This is a genomic window from Caulobacter sp. SSI4214 (genome assembly GCF_012184455.1).
GTDB classification, from domain to species: Bacteria; Pseudomonadota; Alphaproteobacteria; order Caulobacterales; family Caulobacteraceae; genus Caulobacter; species Caulobacter vibrioides_E.
Genome location: NZ_SZWJ01000098.1, coordinates 1 through 15,343 on the forward strand (window position 1 = coordinate 1; position 15,343 = coordinate 15,343).

Genomic DNA, 15,343 nt, shown 5'->3' on the forward strand with positions numbered 1-15,343 from the left:
TGTGGATGCGTCCGGTCGAGCGCGTCTACACCGCCCCCGCGCACGACGCCGCGCGCCTGACCCTGGCGGACGGCAGCGCCGTCACCCTTAGCCCGGGCGGGCGGCTGGAAACCCGCTTCACCCCCGGCCATCGCGCGGTCTCGCTCATCCGGGGAGACGCGTTCTTCGCCGTTCACCACGACAAGGCCCGTCCGTTCACCGTCGCCGTCCGCGACCGGACGCTGACCGTGCTGGGCACGCGCTTCAACGTCTCCGACGGCGAAAGCCTGCGGGTGTCACTGGTCGAGGGCTCGCTCAGGGTCAGCCAGCCGGGCGCGGCCAGCGTCGTGCTCCGTCCGGGCGAGCGCTATCTGGAAATCGGTTCGGCCAGCGCGGTGCAGGCCGGAAACGTCGCCGACGACGCGGCCTGGACCGGGGGTCGCCTGGTGCTGAACGGCGCGACCCTGGGCGAAGCGGCCCAGCGCCTGTCGCGCGCGTCCGGTCGCCGGGTCGCGCTGTCGGACCCGGCCCTGGCGACGCTGCGCCTGTCCGGCTCGCTCCGCATCACCCCCATGGAAGATGTCGGCGCCGCGCTTGAAGGTCTGCTGCCAGTCCAGACGCGGCTCACGCCGGCCGGCGACCTGATCATCTCGCCCAGAAAGTCCTCCGCTCACGGATGATTTTCCTAAGCCTTTGAATGAGCGTCATAAATAATTCACCGACGCCGGACTGAGGAAGGCGATCGACCGCCCCGTTCTTCTCCTCCGACCCGCGCTCCCCGCGGGCCAGATCAGAGAACGGGGGATACATGTTCCGCTCCATCACAACCGCTCGCTGCGCGGGCGCCGTCGCCGTCCTGGCCTTCGCCTCGCTGGCGGCTGGCCAGGCCCTGGCCGCCGACAACACCGCCGCCGCCGCGCCCGCCAGCGCCGACGCCGAGTCAGCCAACGCCGTCGACGCGATCGTCGTGACCTCCTACGGCAAGAGCCTGCAGGCCGCCGCCGCGCTGAAGCGCTCGGCCGCCTATGGCCTGGACGCTGTCAACGCCGAGGACATCGGCAAGTTTCCGACCCGCAACGCCGCCGAGGCCCTGCAGCTGGTCACCGGCGTGACCATCGATCGCCAGCGCGGCGCGGGCCTCTATGTCAGCGTTCGCGGCCTGGGTCCGCAGTTCCAATATACCGAGCTGAACGGCCGCTCGATCGCCGTCAACGACCTGATCGAGAACGGCGGCGCCAAGGGCCGTCAGTTCCGTTTCGAGGTTCTGCCCGCCGAAATGATCTCGCAGATCGAGGTCGTGAAGACCCCGACCGCCGACATGGACGAGGGCGCCCTGGGCGGCAACATCAACATCAAGACCTTCAAGCCCTTCGACCTGGGCAACAAGGCCGCCTTCTCGCTGCGCGAGACCTATAACGACGTGCGCGAGAAGGCCGACCCGTCGGGTTCGGGCCTGATCAGCTGGACCAACGCCGACAAGACCCTGGGTCTGCTGGCCTCGGGCCTCTATGACGAGCGTCACACCCGCACCGACCGTCTGTACATGGTGGGCTGGAACCTCGACAGGTTCACCTCGGTGCTGGGCAAGGGCCTCTACACCCCGACCCGCACGCGCCCGACCATCGAGACCGAGCACCGCAAGCTCTATTCGGGCGCCCTGTCGGGTCAATGGAAGCCCCGCAGCGACCTGCAGACCGACGTGGACGTGCTGGTGACGCGCCTCGACGCCGGCTACGACGAGTTCGGCCTCGACATCTATCCGGACGACACGACCTTCGCGACGCCGCAGTTCGTGGCGGGCAGCCAGAAGGTGGTCGGCGACAGCGTCGTCGGCGGCACGATCAACAACGTGCGCTGGATGGCCTCGCGCGAGACCAGCTTGAACCGTCATGACCTTTACGTCCTGGGCCTCAAGCAGACCTGGACCCCCGGCGCCTGGCGTTTCAACGTCGAGTACGGCTATTCGCGCGCCCGCAGCTATCACCCCGCCGGCCAGGCCACGACGCGCGATCGCATGGCCTTCTTCGCGCCGCTGACCTACGACTTCTCGCGCGGCTATACGGCGATCCCGCAGCTGACGACGACGGTCGACTACAGCAACCCCGCCAACTTCGTCGGCCAGGCCTTCGACTACACCTGGAAGGACTCGCGCGACACCGACGAGACCCTGCGCCTGGACGGCGCGCGCGTCTTCTCGGGCTGGTTCACCAAGATCGCGTTCGGCGCCGAGCAGCACAATATGAACCGCGCCTATCTGCGCCGGGACTGGACGCTGAACGACATCCTGAATGTTCCGATGACGACGCTGGGCTCCAGCTTCTACCAGCCCCTGCCCTATTCGGGCTTCCTGTCGCTGCTGTCGGGCAATTCGCCGCGCACGTGGCTGACGCCGACCAGCGACGCCTATTACCAGAAGCTCTACACCGCCGCGGTCGCCGCCCAGCCCTGGTCGCCCGCCGACCTGCGCAACTCGTTCATCGTCGACCAGAAGATCCGCAGCGCCTATCTGCGCGGCGACTTCAAGTTCGACGTCGGCGGCCTGCCGGTCAGCGGCAATCTCGGCGTCCGCTACGCCGACACCAAGCAGCTGGCCTCGGGCACGCTGATCAGCGGCTCGACGCCGGTGCCGGTCAGCTATCCGAAGACGTACAGCAACTGGCTGCCCAGCCTGAACGTCAAGGTCGACCTGCGCGACGACCTGATCGCCCGCTTCGCCGCCTCGCGCGTCGTCAACCGTCCGAACGTCACCGACAGCGCCCCGCGCATCACCGTCTCGCGTGACTCGCCGACGGCCTCGGGCGGCAATCCGGACCTCAACCCGTTCCTGGCCGACCAGTACGACGCCTCGCTGGAATGGTACCCGTCGCCGACCACGGCCCTGACCGGCGCGGTCTTCGTCAAGAAGATGGACAACTACATCACCGCCCAGAACACCACGATCCAGGTGCCCGGTCGCGGCGACGTGCTGCTGTCCTCCAACGTCAATGGCGGCGACGCCGAGGTGCGCGGCGTCGAGGCGGCCTACAACCAGTCGCTGTCGTTCCTGCCGGGCCTGTTCAGCGGCCTGGGCGTGCAGGCCTCGGTCACGCTGGTCGACAGCAAGGCCAACTACTTCGCCGGAAACCGTCAGATCAAGGATGATCTCGTGGGCCTGTCGAAGACCAGCTACAATCTGGTCGGCTACTATGAGAAGGGCCCGATCAGCGCGCGCCTGGGCTGGTTCTGGCGCTCGCGCTATCTGCAATCGATCGGCAGCACCACCACGGCCCAGTCGTATATCGACGCCTACGGGTCGCTGGACGGCTCGCTCTCCTACCAGATCACGCCGCGCTACGCCGTGACCCTGGAAGGCTCGAACCTCTCCGACGAGCTGCGCTACACCTACGGCAAGACCAAGGACCAGCCGATGGAGATCTATCACTGGGGCCGCACCGTCTCGCTGACCCTGCGCGGCAAGTTCTAACCCTTAACCCCCGAACGGCCCGCCTTCTCTGGGCCGTCACCTCAGCGGACCGGTCGCCCGTCGGCCGGTCCGCGCTTTTCCTTCCGGAGGACCGCCATGACCTTCTCCCGTGGGCTTCTCGCGGCCGTCGCGTTCGCCGCCGCCACCGCCGTCCAGGCCGCCGAACCGGTCCGGATCAACGCCCTCCACTGGCTAGGCTCGCATAACAGCTATCGTCCAGAGCTCGATCCGGCCGCCCTGGCCCATCAACGCCAGGTGATGGGCGCGCATTCACGCGGCGTCGAGTACGGCCACCCGCCGATCAAGGCTCAACTGGACCTCGGCCTACGGCAGATCGAATTCGACCCCTACGCCGACACCCGGGGCGGCCTCTATGCCGCGCCCTACGCCAACGACCCGGCCAAGTTCGCGATCATGAAAACACCGGGCGCCAAGGTGATGCACGCGCCGGTGATCGACAATCGCACCCACTGCTTGCGCCTCGTCGACTGCTTCGCCGAGGTGGCGTCCTGGTCGACGGCGCATCCTGGTCACGCGCTGATCGTCATCTTCGTCAACACCAAGGAAGAGCCCTTCAACAACCCGGCCTTACCGAATCCGCCGCTCTGGACCGAAGCCGATCTGGCCGGCCTCGACGCCGACGCGTTGAAGACCTTAGGCCGCGACCGCATCATCACGCCCGACGACGTGCGCGGCGCCCGCGCCACCCTGAGCGAGGGCGTGACCTCCGGCGGCTGGCCGACCGCCGAAAGCGCCCAGGGCAAGGTGCTGCTGGTGCTGGACGCCAATCCGCGCATCGAGAACGCCTATCGCGAGGGCCATCCGTCGCTGAGGGGCCGCGTGCTCTTCGGGCTCTATGACGAGCGCGACCGCGAGGCGGCGGTGTTCAACATCCAGGACCCCCGGCCCGAGGAGGCCCGAATCCGGACCCTGGTGTCGCGCGGCTTCCTGGTGCGCACTCGCGCCGACGCCGACACGGCCGAAGCCCGCGCCCATGATCTGTCGCGCCTCGAGATCGCGGAGCGATCCGGCGCTCAGATCGTCAGCACCGACTACTATCCCGGGGCGCCCGATCCGCTGGGCCTGCGCTTCGTGGTTCGCCCATCCTGGTTCGCGGGCGCGGCGCGCTGAGCCGCCGCGCGCGGGAGGGCAAGGGCGGGCGGCCCCCCCGAAGGCGCCGCCCGAGTTGCTTCACCGGTGGGGTGGTGAAGGGGCGGCGAGCTTGACCATCAAGCCGCCCCAGTTGCAATCCTGAATCCGCGTCTTTTCGCGCTGAATCCCCGCACGGCGGGCGATTTCCCGTCGCCCTCGACGCGATCGACGCACCCTGGGGACCTAGGCGCTCTCCAGCGCTCAGCCGGCCTCGACGCTTGACCTGGCGAACGTCATTTCGAAGTTGCAGCGCCGCGAACGCTCCTGTATCGAGGCGCTCCCCCGCCGACGTTTCGCGTCGACACCCGGATGGCCCGGTGGCGGAGTGGTGACGCAGCGGACTGCAAATCCGTGCACCCCGGTTCGATTCCGGGCCGGGCCTCCACCGCTTTTCAAGCACCTAGGTTTTTCGACGATCTGCCGGTGTGCAAGTCTGTTTACAGAATTCGTTCCCGGTTGCCCTCTGAGCGCGTCGCTCACAAGCACGTTTGGCAGCCGCCACGCGATCGCGCCGTGGTGCGCAAAGGTCTCCGGCGAGGCCAAATCGCGAAGCGTATGACCGGTGCGCCTGGCGCCCACCTGGACCATTCGGCCGGGCTCAATCAGGTCGTCCTGCCGCTAGGTCTCCAACGCCAAGATCTGGGTGCGCTTCATAGGTTCTAAGGCGACCGCACCAGCCCTCCCCCCACAGTTCTAACGCGCGACGGAAAAGCAATTGGGGCGCGTTTGAAGGCCTAGTGGCTAAGGCCGCAAGCCTTGGCTTCGCCATGCGCGAGTCCAAAGCTAGCGGAGCGTGGAACGAGACTGGAGCAGGCCATGATCGTGCGCCGGACCTCTATATGGCCTTCCTCAAGGTCGGCGGCTGGGACACTCATGTCAATGGAGGCGGCGCCACTGGTATCCTTGCCGATCGGGTTGGCCAACTTAGCTGCGGATTGGCGGGTTTTGTCACCGAGCTAGGTTCTGACATCTGGGCCCAAACTACCGTTGTCGTTGTTTCTAAGTTCGGGAGGACATTCAAAGAGAACGGCGACAAGGGCGCGGATCACGGCCATGGCAGCGTCTACTGGGTGCTTGGCGGTACGGTGAACGGAGGCCGCATAAATGGTCACCAAGACGAATTAATGCCAAAAAATCTCAATCAAAATATAGACTTACCCGTACACACGTAATACCGAGCGCTTATCGGCGAAATCACTAGACGCCTTTACAATCTCTCTCCCCTCAGCAGCGGCAAAGGTATTCCCCGGCGCTTCGCCCGCAAACCTGGGTTTGGTCTGAGCGGCGATATAAGAATTTCATAATTATTGCTTGAGGGCGCCCCCACGCCACGACGTCATTCACATGCACTCCGGTTAGCGCTCACCGACGGGCAATAATCGACAGCATGCAGTGATCGTAGTTGGGCGAATATGCGAGCGGCAGACCCCCTCGAGCGTTTTGACCGAAAAGTTAGCGCGTCCGAAAAAGAGCCGCCCACACAACTACAGGATTTGTTTAAAACAAACTCGCCTCAAAGCCGCGCGGGCGCACCTATAAGGCCCAACTGCAATCAGCGCCAGTCGGTGCTCTTCATGGAACTCGCCGGAGGGCATGAGTGACAAGACAAGTCCGGCCTAAGGCCATTGTTTTTCTCTGGGAAAACTTTGGGCCCCTTCATGTGGATCGGTGCGACGCCGTAGCGCGCGCGATGCCCGAACGGTCAGTCGTCGGCATTGAGGTTCTCAGCCGTAGCAGCGAGTACGACTGGGTCAGCGAAGCCGGCCAGTCCTTCCAGAAGGTGACACTGTCGTCGACCACGGATAGTCGCGCCTGGTCACCTTGGAAGATTGTCGCGACTATCCTGAAGCAGCGCCCTCAAGCTGTCTTCTTTTGCCACTACCAGCGACCTGAAATCCTGATCGCGGCGATGATCGTCCGAGCCCGTGGGATTGAGACGTTCACGATGAACGACTCCAAGTTCGACGACTATCCTCGCGATCTCTGGCGTGAGTTGGCCAAATCGGTGTTCTTCCTGCCCTACCAAGGCGCTCTAGCTGGTAGCAAAAGGTCAGCGGACTACCTGCGCTTTCTCGGCGTTCGCGCCGATCGCATCGTGATCGGCTATGACGCCGTCTCAACCGATCGCATTCGCAGCCTGGCGGGCGCCCCGCCCGCGCCCGGAGGCGCTTCATTCGCGGACCGTCACTTCACGGTCATTGCTCGCCTTCTCCCGAAAAAGAATATCGCGACTGTACTCCGCGCGCTCGCCCTACTCGCCGATGCTGGCACGGCCCGCCGCCTTGTGGTTTGCGGATCCGGTCCGATGGAGATCGAGCTCAAGCAGCTAGCCAAAGATCTTGGCCTTTCGAACCTGGTCGAATTCCGAGGCTTCGTTCAAACGGCCGAAGTCTGCCAAACGCTTGCTCAGACGCTTGCGTTGGTGCTGTCCAGCACCGAGGAACAATTCGGCCAGGTCATTCCCGAAGCCTTGTCCATGGGCGTTCCTGTTCTCGCATCTGACAACTGTGGCGCGCGCGACCACCTGGTGCGGACAGGCGTCAACGGCTTCATCTTCGAGCCGCACAACGTCGAAGGCCTGGCCTATCTGATGAGTCTGATGGGCTCGAACGAACCCGCCTGGCGCACCATGGCCGACGCTGCTTTCCAAATGTCGGAACAGGGTGACGTCGCCCATTTCGTGGAAGGCGTTCGCGAACTTCTCCGGACGCGCACGCCAACTGAACGCCCGATGGGCGACACGGTCGCTCAAGAGACGCCTGAACCTCCGTCACGAGTGGAACTGGCAAACACTACGCCTGACATGAAAAAGGCCCTCAGGATCGGCAAGCAAGATTAGCGCCTCAGGTCGGAACGCCCCCTAGGTCTCACAGGACCTACCAATATATCCCGGGGGGCGGAATTCTAGCGGCGCAACGCGACATTCGAGTGTCAGCGGCGGCGATACGGCCCAACTACCGATCACAGTTAACGGCGCCTGTTTGACGGACAAACAGAACTTTCGCCGTTTCGATGCAACATCAAGGTCGCATCGGCCAAAAGCTTCCGCTAAAGAGCCCTTACGCAAGGCTGAATAGCCGCGTTCTTGAAGGTGGGGACCTGATGACGGTGGAAAGCAATGGTAAGGTCGCGCTCATCACGGGCGTGACCGGGCAAGATGGCGCGTATCTTTCGGAGCTGCTGCTCGCGAAGGGCTATACGGTCCACGGCGTGAAGCGGCGTTCGTCGTCGTTCAACACCGGCCGCCTCGAGCACATCTACCAGGATCCGCACGAAGCCAACCCGCGCTTCATCCTGCACTACGGCGACATGACCGACAGCACGAACCTTATCCGGATCGTGCAGCAGACCCAGCCGGACGAGATCTACAACCTGGCGGCCCAGAGCCACGTCCAGGTCAGCTTCGAGACGCCGGAATACACCAGCAACGCCGACGCCACCGGCACCCTGCGCCTGCTGGAAGCCATCCGCATCCTGGGCCTGGAGAAGAAGACCCGGTTCTACCAGGCCTCGACCTCGGAACTGTATGGCCTGGTCCAGGAAGTGCCGCAGAGCGAGAAGACTCCCTTCTATCCGCGCAGCCCCTACGCCGCCGCGAAGCTCTATGGCTACTGGATCGTGGTCAACTACCGCGAGGCCTACGGCGTCCACGCCAGCAACGGCATCCTGTTCAACCACGAAAGCCCGCTGCGGGGCGAGACCTTCGTCACCCGCAAGATCACCCGCGCCGTTGCGGCCATCAAGCAGGGCTTCCAGGACAAGCTTTACCTGGGCAACCTGGACGCCAAGCGCGACTGGGGCCACGCCCGCGAATATGTCCGCGGCATGTGGCTGATGCTGCAGCAAGACACCCCGGACGACTACGTCCTGGCCACCGGCGAGACCACCCTGGTGCGTGACTTCGTGACCAAGGCCTTCTCGGAAGTCGGCATCACGATCACCTGGTCGGGGACCGGTGTCGACGAGAAGGGAACCTGCGCCGAGACCGGCAAGGTCCTGGTCGAGGTCGACCCGCGCTACTTCCGCCCGACCGAGGTCGAGCTGCTGATCGGCGACCCGACCAAGGCCAAGACCAAGCTCGGCTGGGTGCACGAAACCAAGTGGGAGCAGCTCTGCGCCGAGATGGTCGCCGCCGACATGATCAATGTCGCCCGGGAGCAGCGTCGCAATGCCGAGTGACGTGATCTTTCCCCTCGAGGGCAAACGCGTCTGGGTGGCCGGCCATCGCGGCATGGTCGGCTCGGCGATCGTGCGTCGCCTCGCGTCCGAAGGCTGCGAGATCCTGACCGCCGGCCGCGACGTCCTCGACCTCGAGCGCCAGAGCGCGGTCGAGGCCTGGATCGCGGCGAACAAGCCCGACGCCATCTTCATGGCCGCGGCCAAGGTCGGCGGCATCCTGGCCAACGACACCTATCCGGCCGACTTCCTCTACAACAACCTGGTCATCGAGACGAACATCGTCGACGCGGCCTGGCGCAGCGGCGTCGGCAAGGTGCTGTTCCTCGGCTCGTCATGCATCTATCCGAAGTTCGCGCCGCAGCCGATCACCGAGGACAGCCTGCTGACCGGCCCGCTGGAGCCGACCAACGAGTGGTACGCGATCGCCAAGATCGCCGGCATCAAGCTGGCCCAGGCCTATCGCAAGCAGCACGGCTGCGACTTCATCAGCGCCATGCCGACCAACCTCTACGGCATCGGCGACAACTTCGATCTGAACAGCAGCCACGTCATGCCGGCCCTGATCCGCAAGGCCCACGAGGCCAAGCTGGCCGGCGCCGACAGCATCACGATCTGGGGCACGGGCACGCCGCGCCGCGAGTTCCTGAACGCCGACGACTGCGCCGACGCCTGCGTGTTCCTGATGAAAACCTATTCCGACTTCGAGCACGTCAATGTCGGCTCGGGCGAGGACATCACGATCCGGGGACTGGCGCAGATGGTCTGCGAGATCGTGGGCTTCACGGGTGAGATTGTCACCGATACATCGAAACCCGACGGCACGCTGCGGAAGCTAATGAGCGCCGAGAAGCTTAAAATGATGGGTTGGAGCCCCAGAAAAACGCTCCCGGCCGGTATTGCAGAAACTTACAAGTATTTCACCGAAAGATATTTATCATACTAATTTATATATAATAGAAATCATGAAAATAATTTTTATGCTAAAATCCAGCCAGTCAAAGCGAATTTTATTCGGATTCGGCGCCAATATGCTGGGGAAAGTTTTCGCCCTCTTAATTCAATTTATCTCGATCCCGGTTCTCTCCAAGTATTGGGGGGCGGCTGGATATGGTACCTGGCTTATGCTTTCGGCCGTTCCCGCCTACGTGGCCTTGGGCGGCCTCGGGTTCGGCAACGCTGCTGCGACCGAGATGACTCGCTGCGTCGCTAGAGGTAATCAAGCCCAGGCGATTACCGTCTATCAGAGTGCATGGACGCTGATAACGGCCTCTGTCGGGATCATCGTACTCCTTGTGCTCGGTGGAGCTTTTCTTGGAAGCTCTTTAGGTCAGCGCTCTGCCAAAGAATTTCTCCCCGAGATATGCCTTCTATCCGCCTACTCGTTTATGGTTGTGCAAAGCTCCACAGTTCAGACTGCATACAAGAGCACCCATCGATACGCGTTGGGAACCGCTATATTTGACCTTATGGCACTTCTAGAAGGCTTGGCCGTCATAGTGTCTGCAATTCTTGGGTACAAATATATATTCTCAATAGCATCTATGCTTCTAGTCCGCCTGGTTGGCCACGTCGCATATTACGCTATCATAAAGCATCTCGAGCCCTGGTTCGAGCTGGGCGTAAAGCATGCGAACATAGCAACCATAAAGGAGCTATTCGCACCCGCAATGGCGCTACTCGTACTTGGAGCGTCCAGCGCCCTTGCTATTCAAGGAGTCATTTTGACCCTTGGAATAGTTACGTCACCAGCCATTACTGCGAGCTATAGCGCTGCCCGCACTATTTGCAGAATACCGCTTCAAATGTCCGATCTTTTTGGTCGAGCAACTCTGCCCGAACTAACTTCCGCACATGGGCGAAACGATAGAATTCTTTTCAGAAAGATCACGATCGCCAATTTTTTCGTATCCCTTTCCGTAGCTGGACCAGCCTTTGTAATAATCTCGATATTTGGACCAAGAATTGCTAGAATAGTAAGTCATGGCCAGCTTGAATTTAGCAATCCGCTTTTTATATTTCTAGGACTTTCAACTCTTGCTCAAAGTTCTTGGCAGGCCATCGGTCTATCGCTTCAGGCGACGAACGATCAAGACATCTTCTCATATCCATACTTCGTGGCGGCCCTTGTTATGGCACTCGGTCCCTGGCTGACACATCCTTTCGGATTCGGAGCAGCCGGCGCCGCAGCGGTCGTTGCATTGTGTGATGTCGGGATTTTCTTAACGGTTTGCTGGGGATGGGCCCGGCAGACGCGCAGTCGTTGGGATCCATGATGCCCTCTTTTTTAAAAACGATCAGAAACGGCCGAAGCGCCGCTCGTGACCGCTATCTGGTGAATTTTCTAAGAGACCGGGACGCCTATCACGTTCCTGCAGCAATGAGCGCGACCAACAAGCTCGAATGCTTGATTACAGATATTTACTACGATCGGGCTCCATATTTTCTGAAAAAGACCTTGTTGAGAGGAATTGAGGACCATCGCTCCGATAGGTTGTCCAGTGTCGAAGTTAGAAACTGCTATACATCCGCCGCCATTCAAATTTTCGATAAATTAATAACCAAAGGTAAATTTGATCTATCCTATCACGCGGACAGAGCTTTGGGGCGCGCCACAAAAAGGTATTTTGATATTAGCCCAACCTCGATGTTTTTGTATTCGGGGTATGCTTTGGAAAGCTTCCGTGCCGCCAGAGGTACAGACGTGAGGAAATTGCTTTTTCTATTTCACCCACACCATAAGCTGATTAGTGATATCCTGAAAGCAGATATGGATGCCTATCCACAATTTCGCAGTTCATTTGAAGCCGATCTAGAGGTATCTGGAAGTTGGCGACATCATCGCGCAGACGAAGAGCTTGCATTAGCTGATGGTGTAGTGGCTGCAAGCGGATTTTCACTCAAAAGTGCGGCATATTTTGGGAGTACTGCACCAAAGTACGCGGTCCCATACTTCACTGAAGTAGCCCCAAACCCTGAACCCTACTCATTACGTAGCGATGGCCAAGCGCGCTTTCTATTTGTAGGCCAAGGCATTCAGCGGAAAGGCTTACACCACCTATTCATGGCGTGGGAGAGAGCAGGCCTGACCGACGCCACTCTAACCTGCGTATGTTCACGCATGCACAAGACCATAGCCGAGGCAACTCCGGCCGGCGTGCAGGTTAAAACAAATCTTTCGAAGGAAGAGCTCCAACTGGAGTTCGATAGGGCGCACGTTTTCGTCATGCCCTCTTTGGTCGAAGGCTTCGGGCTTGTGTATCTAGAGGCCCAAAGGCGAGGTGCCTATGTCATTGGAACCACCAACACGGGACTGCCTGACATCACCCAGGACGAGGAACTAGCGGTGAGCCTTCCGGCCGGCCAGATTGAGCCTCTAACGCAAATGCTTGTGATCCAGTATAACCGCATTATGAAGGGCATGATCGACCACAAAGCGATCGTCGAGTTCAGCGAAAAATACAGGTTTGACCAGTACGCACTCGCGATGAGTGAAGCTATATCAAAAATTGAATCCAATAAAATGTAGATCTAGGTCAGAAGAGATAAATGTTACTAGATTTAACCATATCCGCAATATTGCTGTCATTTCTCTTGTCGATTTGGGCAACGAGAAATGATATTCCGATTGTACTTATGCTTGCAGTATCATCACTGTACTACTGTATCGGCGGGCTTTGGTACTGGATCAACGCCAGGAACTCCATCTTTGTCGGCGTCTCTTGGGAGCAAAGCTATCTAATTGAGTCGGCGGCCATTATATCTACTTCTACGTTCTTACTATCGTTCTGCATTGTAATTCTTAGCAAAACACGGACGTCAGCTGTAGTTCGCTCGATGCCAAGGGAAGTCACTCCAACTTGCGATCATAGTCAGCACAGTTTGATATATTGGGCCTTCCTGACATTAGGCGTAACTGCGTCACTGTTTGTTTTGGCTAAAAGTAGCTTTTCGGGAGGAGCCGATCGCAGTACGCGGGGCCCACTCTTCCTCATTGCCTATCAACTTTCAGATATTTTGATAGCCATTGCAGCGTATCGGGTCGCTCGAAATGGATTTAATGCGGGCACCATCGCACTAATCACCTATTTTGTTCTCTACGCAACCCTAGTTGGCTTCCGCTATAAGATTGCCCTTCTATTCATTCCAATAATACTACTGATAATATTTTCACCTATCCCTATGCGGCGGAAGATTTCAGTTGCAGCGATAGGTTCCCTCACGATTATCGCGCTATTTAGCGCCATGACTCTATTCCGAGTTAAATTTGGCGCACCTGACCTTACACGGAGGATCGAAAACCCGATTCAGTCTATCCTTTACGGGTTCTTTGCGGAAACCAACGTTCTCTTTGGTATGCACACGATAGTTCAAAACAACATACGCGCTGGCGATCTCCACCCATTTCAACCCCTGATCGACACTGGCGCTGAGCTACTGCCTCGGGCAATCTTCTCGGATAGGGCGACTGGTGGTTATCTTCGCCAGATGCAGTTGGGCTTTCTAACGGATCAAGGCATGAAGTCTGGCACTGCCTATCCTTGGGTAGGCGAATTTTGCATCATGTTTGGTTGGGCCGGCATCGTGATAGCTCCTTTAGTGATGGCCACAATTTATGAGGCAATTGTTCGACTGTTGGCGAGATCTTCCGCTGGATCGAGATATTACTTTATGGGCATTTTCCTATTTGCAGGCATTCTTGGTTATTATCACTTCTCTCGAGGATATATGCCTCAGATATTCAAGTGCTATCTATTTGTGATGGCACCTTTTATAATTTTGTCGATAAAATCAAATCGAAGGCGAACGCCAGTATGGCGCGGCGCCGCAGCAGCCCGAGGGGGCGCCTGATGCCAGAGGGGGTATCGATGACCAAAAGTAGTGATACACCCGTCCTCTCGGTTGTGGTTCCCAGCTTTAACCAGGCTCGCTTTTTGGGAGAGAACCTCTCTGAGCTGTTAGCCTACCCCGGCCAAGTACAAGCCATAGTCATGGACGGAGGCTCTAGGGATGGATCAGCTGAAATGCTGGAGCGGCTTCTTGGGAACAGCCACATTTGGCGGTCAGGGCCTGATGGCGGGCAATCCGCCGCTATAAACGAGGGCTTCTCCAAGGCAACTGGTGCCTGGGTAGCTTTTCAGAACAGTGATGACTTTTACGTTCCGGGGTCACTCGGCCCAATTCTCAATTTGATGCAGACCACTGACGCAGATCTAATTATCGGAGGCGCTGCGGCGTGCGATGTCGATGGCACAGTCTTTAAGACCATGACACCGAAGCCGATATTTTACCCGTGCATGTCAGTGATGAATTTTATTAACAATCAATCTTTATTTGTAAGACGATCTTACCTAGAGAAAATAGGATATCTGGATCCTTCTCTGCGCTTTTGCCTGGATTATGAGTGGTTTCTAAGGCTGTTGCGCGGGAGGCCGAAGATTGTACTCCTTTACGACACCGTTGGCGTTCAGAGAATGCACGAAGACACCAAGACATCCAATATTAAACACATTCATGATCAGGAATTTTCAGAACTGAGAATGAAGTATTTTTCTTTTGGCGAGCGCCTTTTGGGAAAATTTTCGATCGGTGCATATCGTGTATTCAGGTTCCTTTGGCCTGTGTTGGTAAGACGAAACAGGGCGACGGCTAGTTAGAGAGGCGGCAGTGGCGCTAAAAACAACTCGGGAGGTGACATGATGCCTAGGTTGGCGCCTGTAGCAATATTTGCCTACAAGCGGCCGCGGCATCTAGCTCGCTCGCTTGAGTCTCTTAAGCGCTGCCCCGAATTTTCGAAATCCGATGTTTACGTATTTGTAGATGGCCCGAAAGCGCCAGATGATGAGGCCTCTGTAAATGAAACTAGAGAAATCGCCAGCAGGTATGATGACGGGCGATTTAACATTTCTTTCGCGCGCAACAATCGCGGACTAGCTGCCTCGATTATTTCGGAAGTTACCAAGCTCTGCAAGGCTTACGGAAAGGCAATAGTTATCGAAGACGATCTATTGCTACAACCATCCGCTCTCACCTGGCTCAATCAAGGGCTAGATGCATACGAATCTGAAGATCAGGTCATGCAGATTAGTGCCTATCAATACAGAGTTCCGGAATTCTCGAATATAGATCACGGCTCGTTTCAGAGGTTTGCTACTACATGGGGCTGGGCCACTTGGCAGCGTGCATGGAGTAAATTTGATCCTAATGCTACAAATTGGGAGACGGTCCGCGATGATCTCACAGTTAGGCAAATGTTTGATGCGGGTGGAGTGTATCCGTTTTCGGCTATGCTTGAAAAGCAGATGGCTGGTAAGGTCGACAGCTGGGGCATTCGCTGGTCGTGGTCGGTTTTTCGGAACAACGGCCTGACGTTGATGCCGCCAAGGTCGTTAGTGACCAACATCGGTCTAGATGCGTCTGGAACGCACAACTCTATCGGCGCTCTGAAGCAATTTGTATCCGGACCGGCTCCCTTGCTTTGGGAAGGCGCTACCGCGCCCAAACTCCCGCAAGAGGTGGCTCCTTCTCCCACCGATGAACGGGCATTTCGGAATGGCCTGCGTCGTACTAATG

12 protein-coding genes and 1 tRNA gene are annotated in these 15,343 nt (G+C 58.8%); all 13 read left to right on the forward strand.

Translation table 11 applies throughout. The annotated features are described in order from the left end of the window. Positions 1–659: FecR domain-containing protein (locus tag FCU40_RS19720; RefSeq protein ID WP_168077274.1), on the forward strand; the 659-nt coding region annotated here is incomplete at its 5' end. Positions 660–787: 128 nt separating this feature from the next. After that, complete coding sequence (locus FCU40_RS19725; RefSeq protein WP_168077275.1) at positions 788–3,442, forward strand: TonB-dependent receptor; 2,655 nt, start codon at positions 788–790, stop codon at positions 3,440–3,442. 96 nt (positions 3,443–3,538) lie between these two features. Next, positions 3,539–4,573: a phosphatidylinositol-specific phospholipase C domain-containing protein gene (locus FCU40_RS19730; RefSeq protein WP_168077277.1), complete on the forward strand. Its 1,035-nt coding sequence runs from the start codon at positions 3,539–3,541 to the stop codon at positions 4,571–4,573. Between the two features lie 332 nt (positions 4,574–4,905). After that, a tRNA-Cys gene (locus tag FCU40_RS19735) sits at positions 4,906–4,979 on the forward strand. A gap of 352 nt (positions 4,980–5,331) precedes the next feature. Further along, positions 5,332–5,766 (forward strand): DUF1501 domain-containing protein, encoded by a 435-nt coding sequence (locus tag FCU40_RS19740; RefSeq protein ID WP_241693660.1) that lies wholly within the window; start codon positions 5,332–5,334, stop codon positions 5,764–5,766. A 518-nt stretch (positions 5,767–6,284) separates the two neighbouring features. After that, complete coding sequence (locus FCU40_RS19745) at positions 6,285–7,433, forward strand: glycosyltransferase (protein WP_168077278.1); 1,149 nt, start codon at positions 6,285–6,287, stop codon at positions 7,431–7,433. Between the two features lie 263 nt (positions 7,434–7,696). Continuing rightward, positions 7,697–8,773, forward strand: a complete 1,077-nt coding sequence (gene gmd / locus FCU40_RS19750; protein WP_168077279.1) for a GDP-mannose 4,6-dehydratase — start codon at positions 7,697–7,699, stop codon at positions 8,771–8,773. Further along, the gene (locus tag FCU40_RS19755; protein ID WP_168077280.1) at positions 8,739–9,716 is read left to right on the forward strand and encodes a GDP-L-fucose synthase; all 978 of its coding nucleotides are present in this window, start codon (positions 8,739–8,741) and stop codon (positions 9,714–9,716) included. The genes gmd and FCU40_RS19755 overlap by 35 nt, the downstream gene beginning before the upstream one ends. A 19-nt stretch (positions 9,717–9,735) precedes the next feature. Further along, on the forward strand, positions 9,736–11,046 hold the full coding sequence (locus FCU40_RS19760; RefSeq protein WP_168077281.1) for a lipopolysaccharide biosynthesis protein: 1,311 nt from the start codon (positions 9,736–9,738) through the stop codon (positions 11,044–11,046). Then, positions 11,043–12,299 (forward strand): glycosyltransferase, encoded by a 1,257-nt coding sequence (locus tag FCU40_RS19765; protein WP_168077282.1) that lies wholly within the window; start codon positions 11,043–11,045, stop codon positions 12,297–12,299. The genes FCU40_RS19760 and FCU40_RS19765 overlap by 4 nt, the downstream gene beginning before the upstream one ends. 20 nt (positions 12,300–12,319) lie before the next feature. Next, positions 12,320–13,621, forward strand: coding sequence for a hypothetical protein (locus FCU40_RS19770; RefSeq protein ID WP_168077283.1), 1,302 nt, complete (start codon positions 12,320–12,322; stop codon positions 13,619–13,621). 17 nt (positions 13,622–13,638) lie between these two features. Next, positions 13,639–14,427, forward strand: coding sequence for a glycosyltransferase (locus FCU40_RS19775; protein WP_168077284.1), 789 nt, complete (start codon positions 13,639–13,641; stop codon positions 14,425–14,427). Between the two features lie 39 nt (positions 14,428–14,466). Further along, a partial coding sequence (locus FCU40_RS19780) for a glycosyltransferase (RefSeq protein WP_168077285.1) occupies positions 14,467–15,343 on the forward strand: 877 nt, incomplete at its 3' end.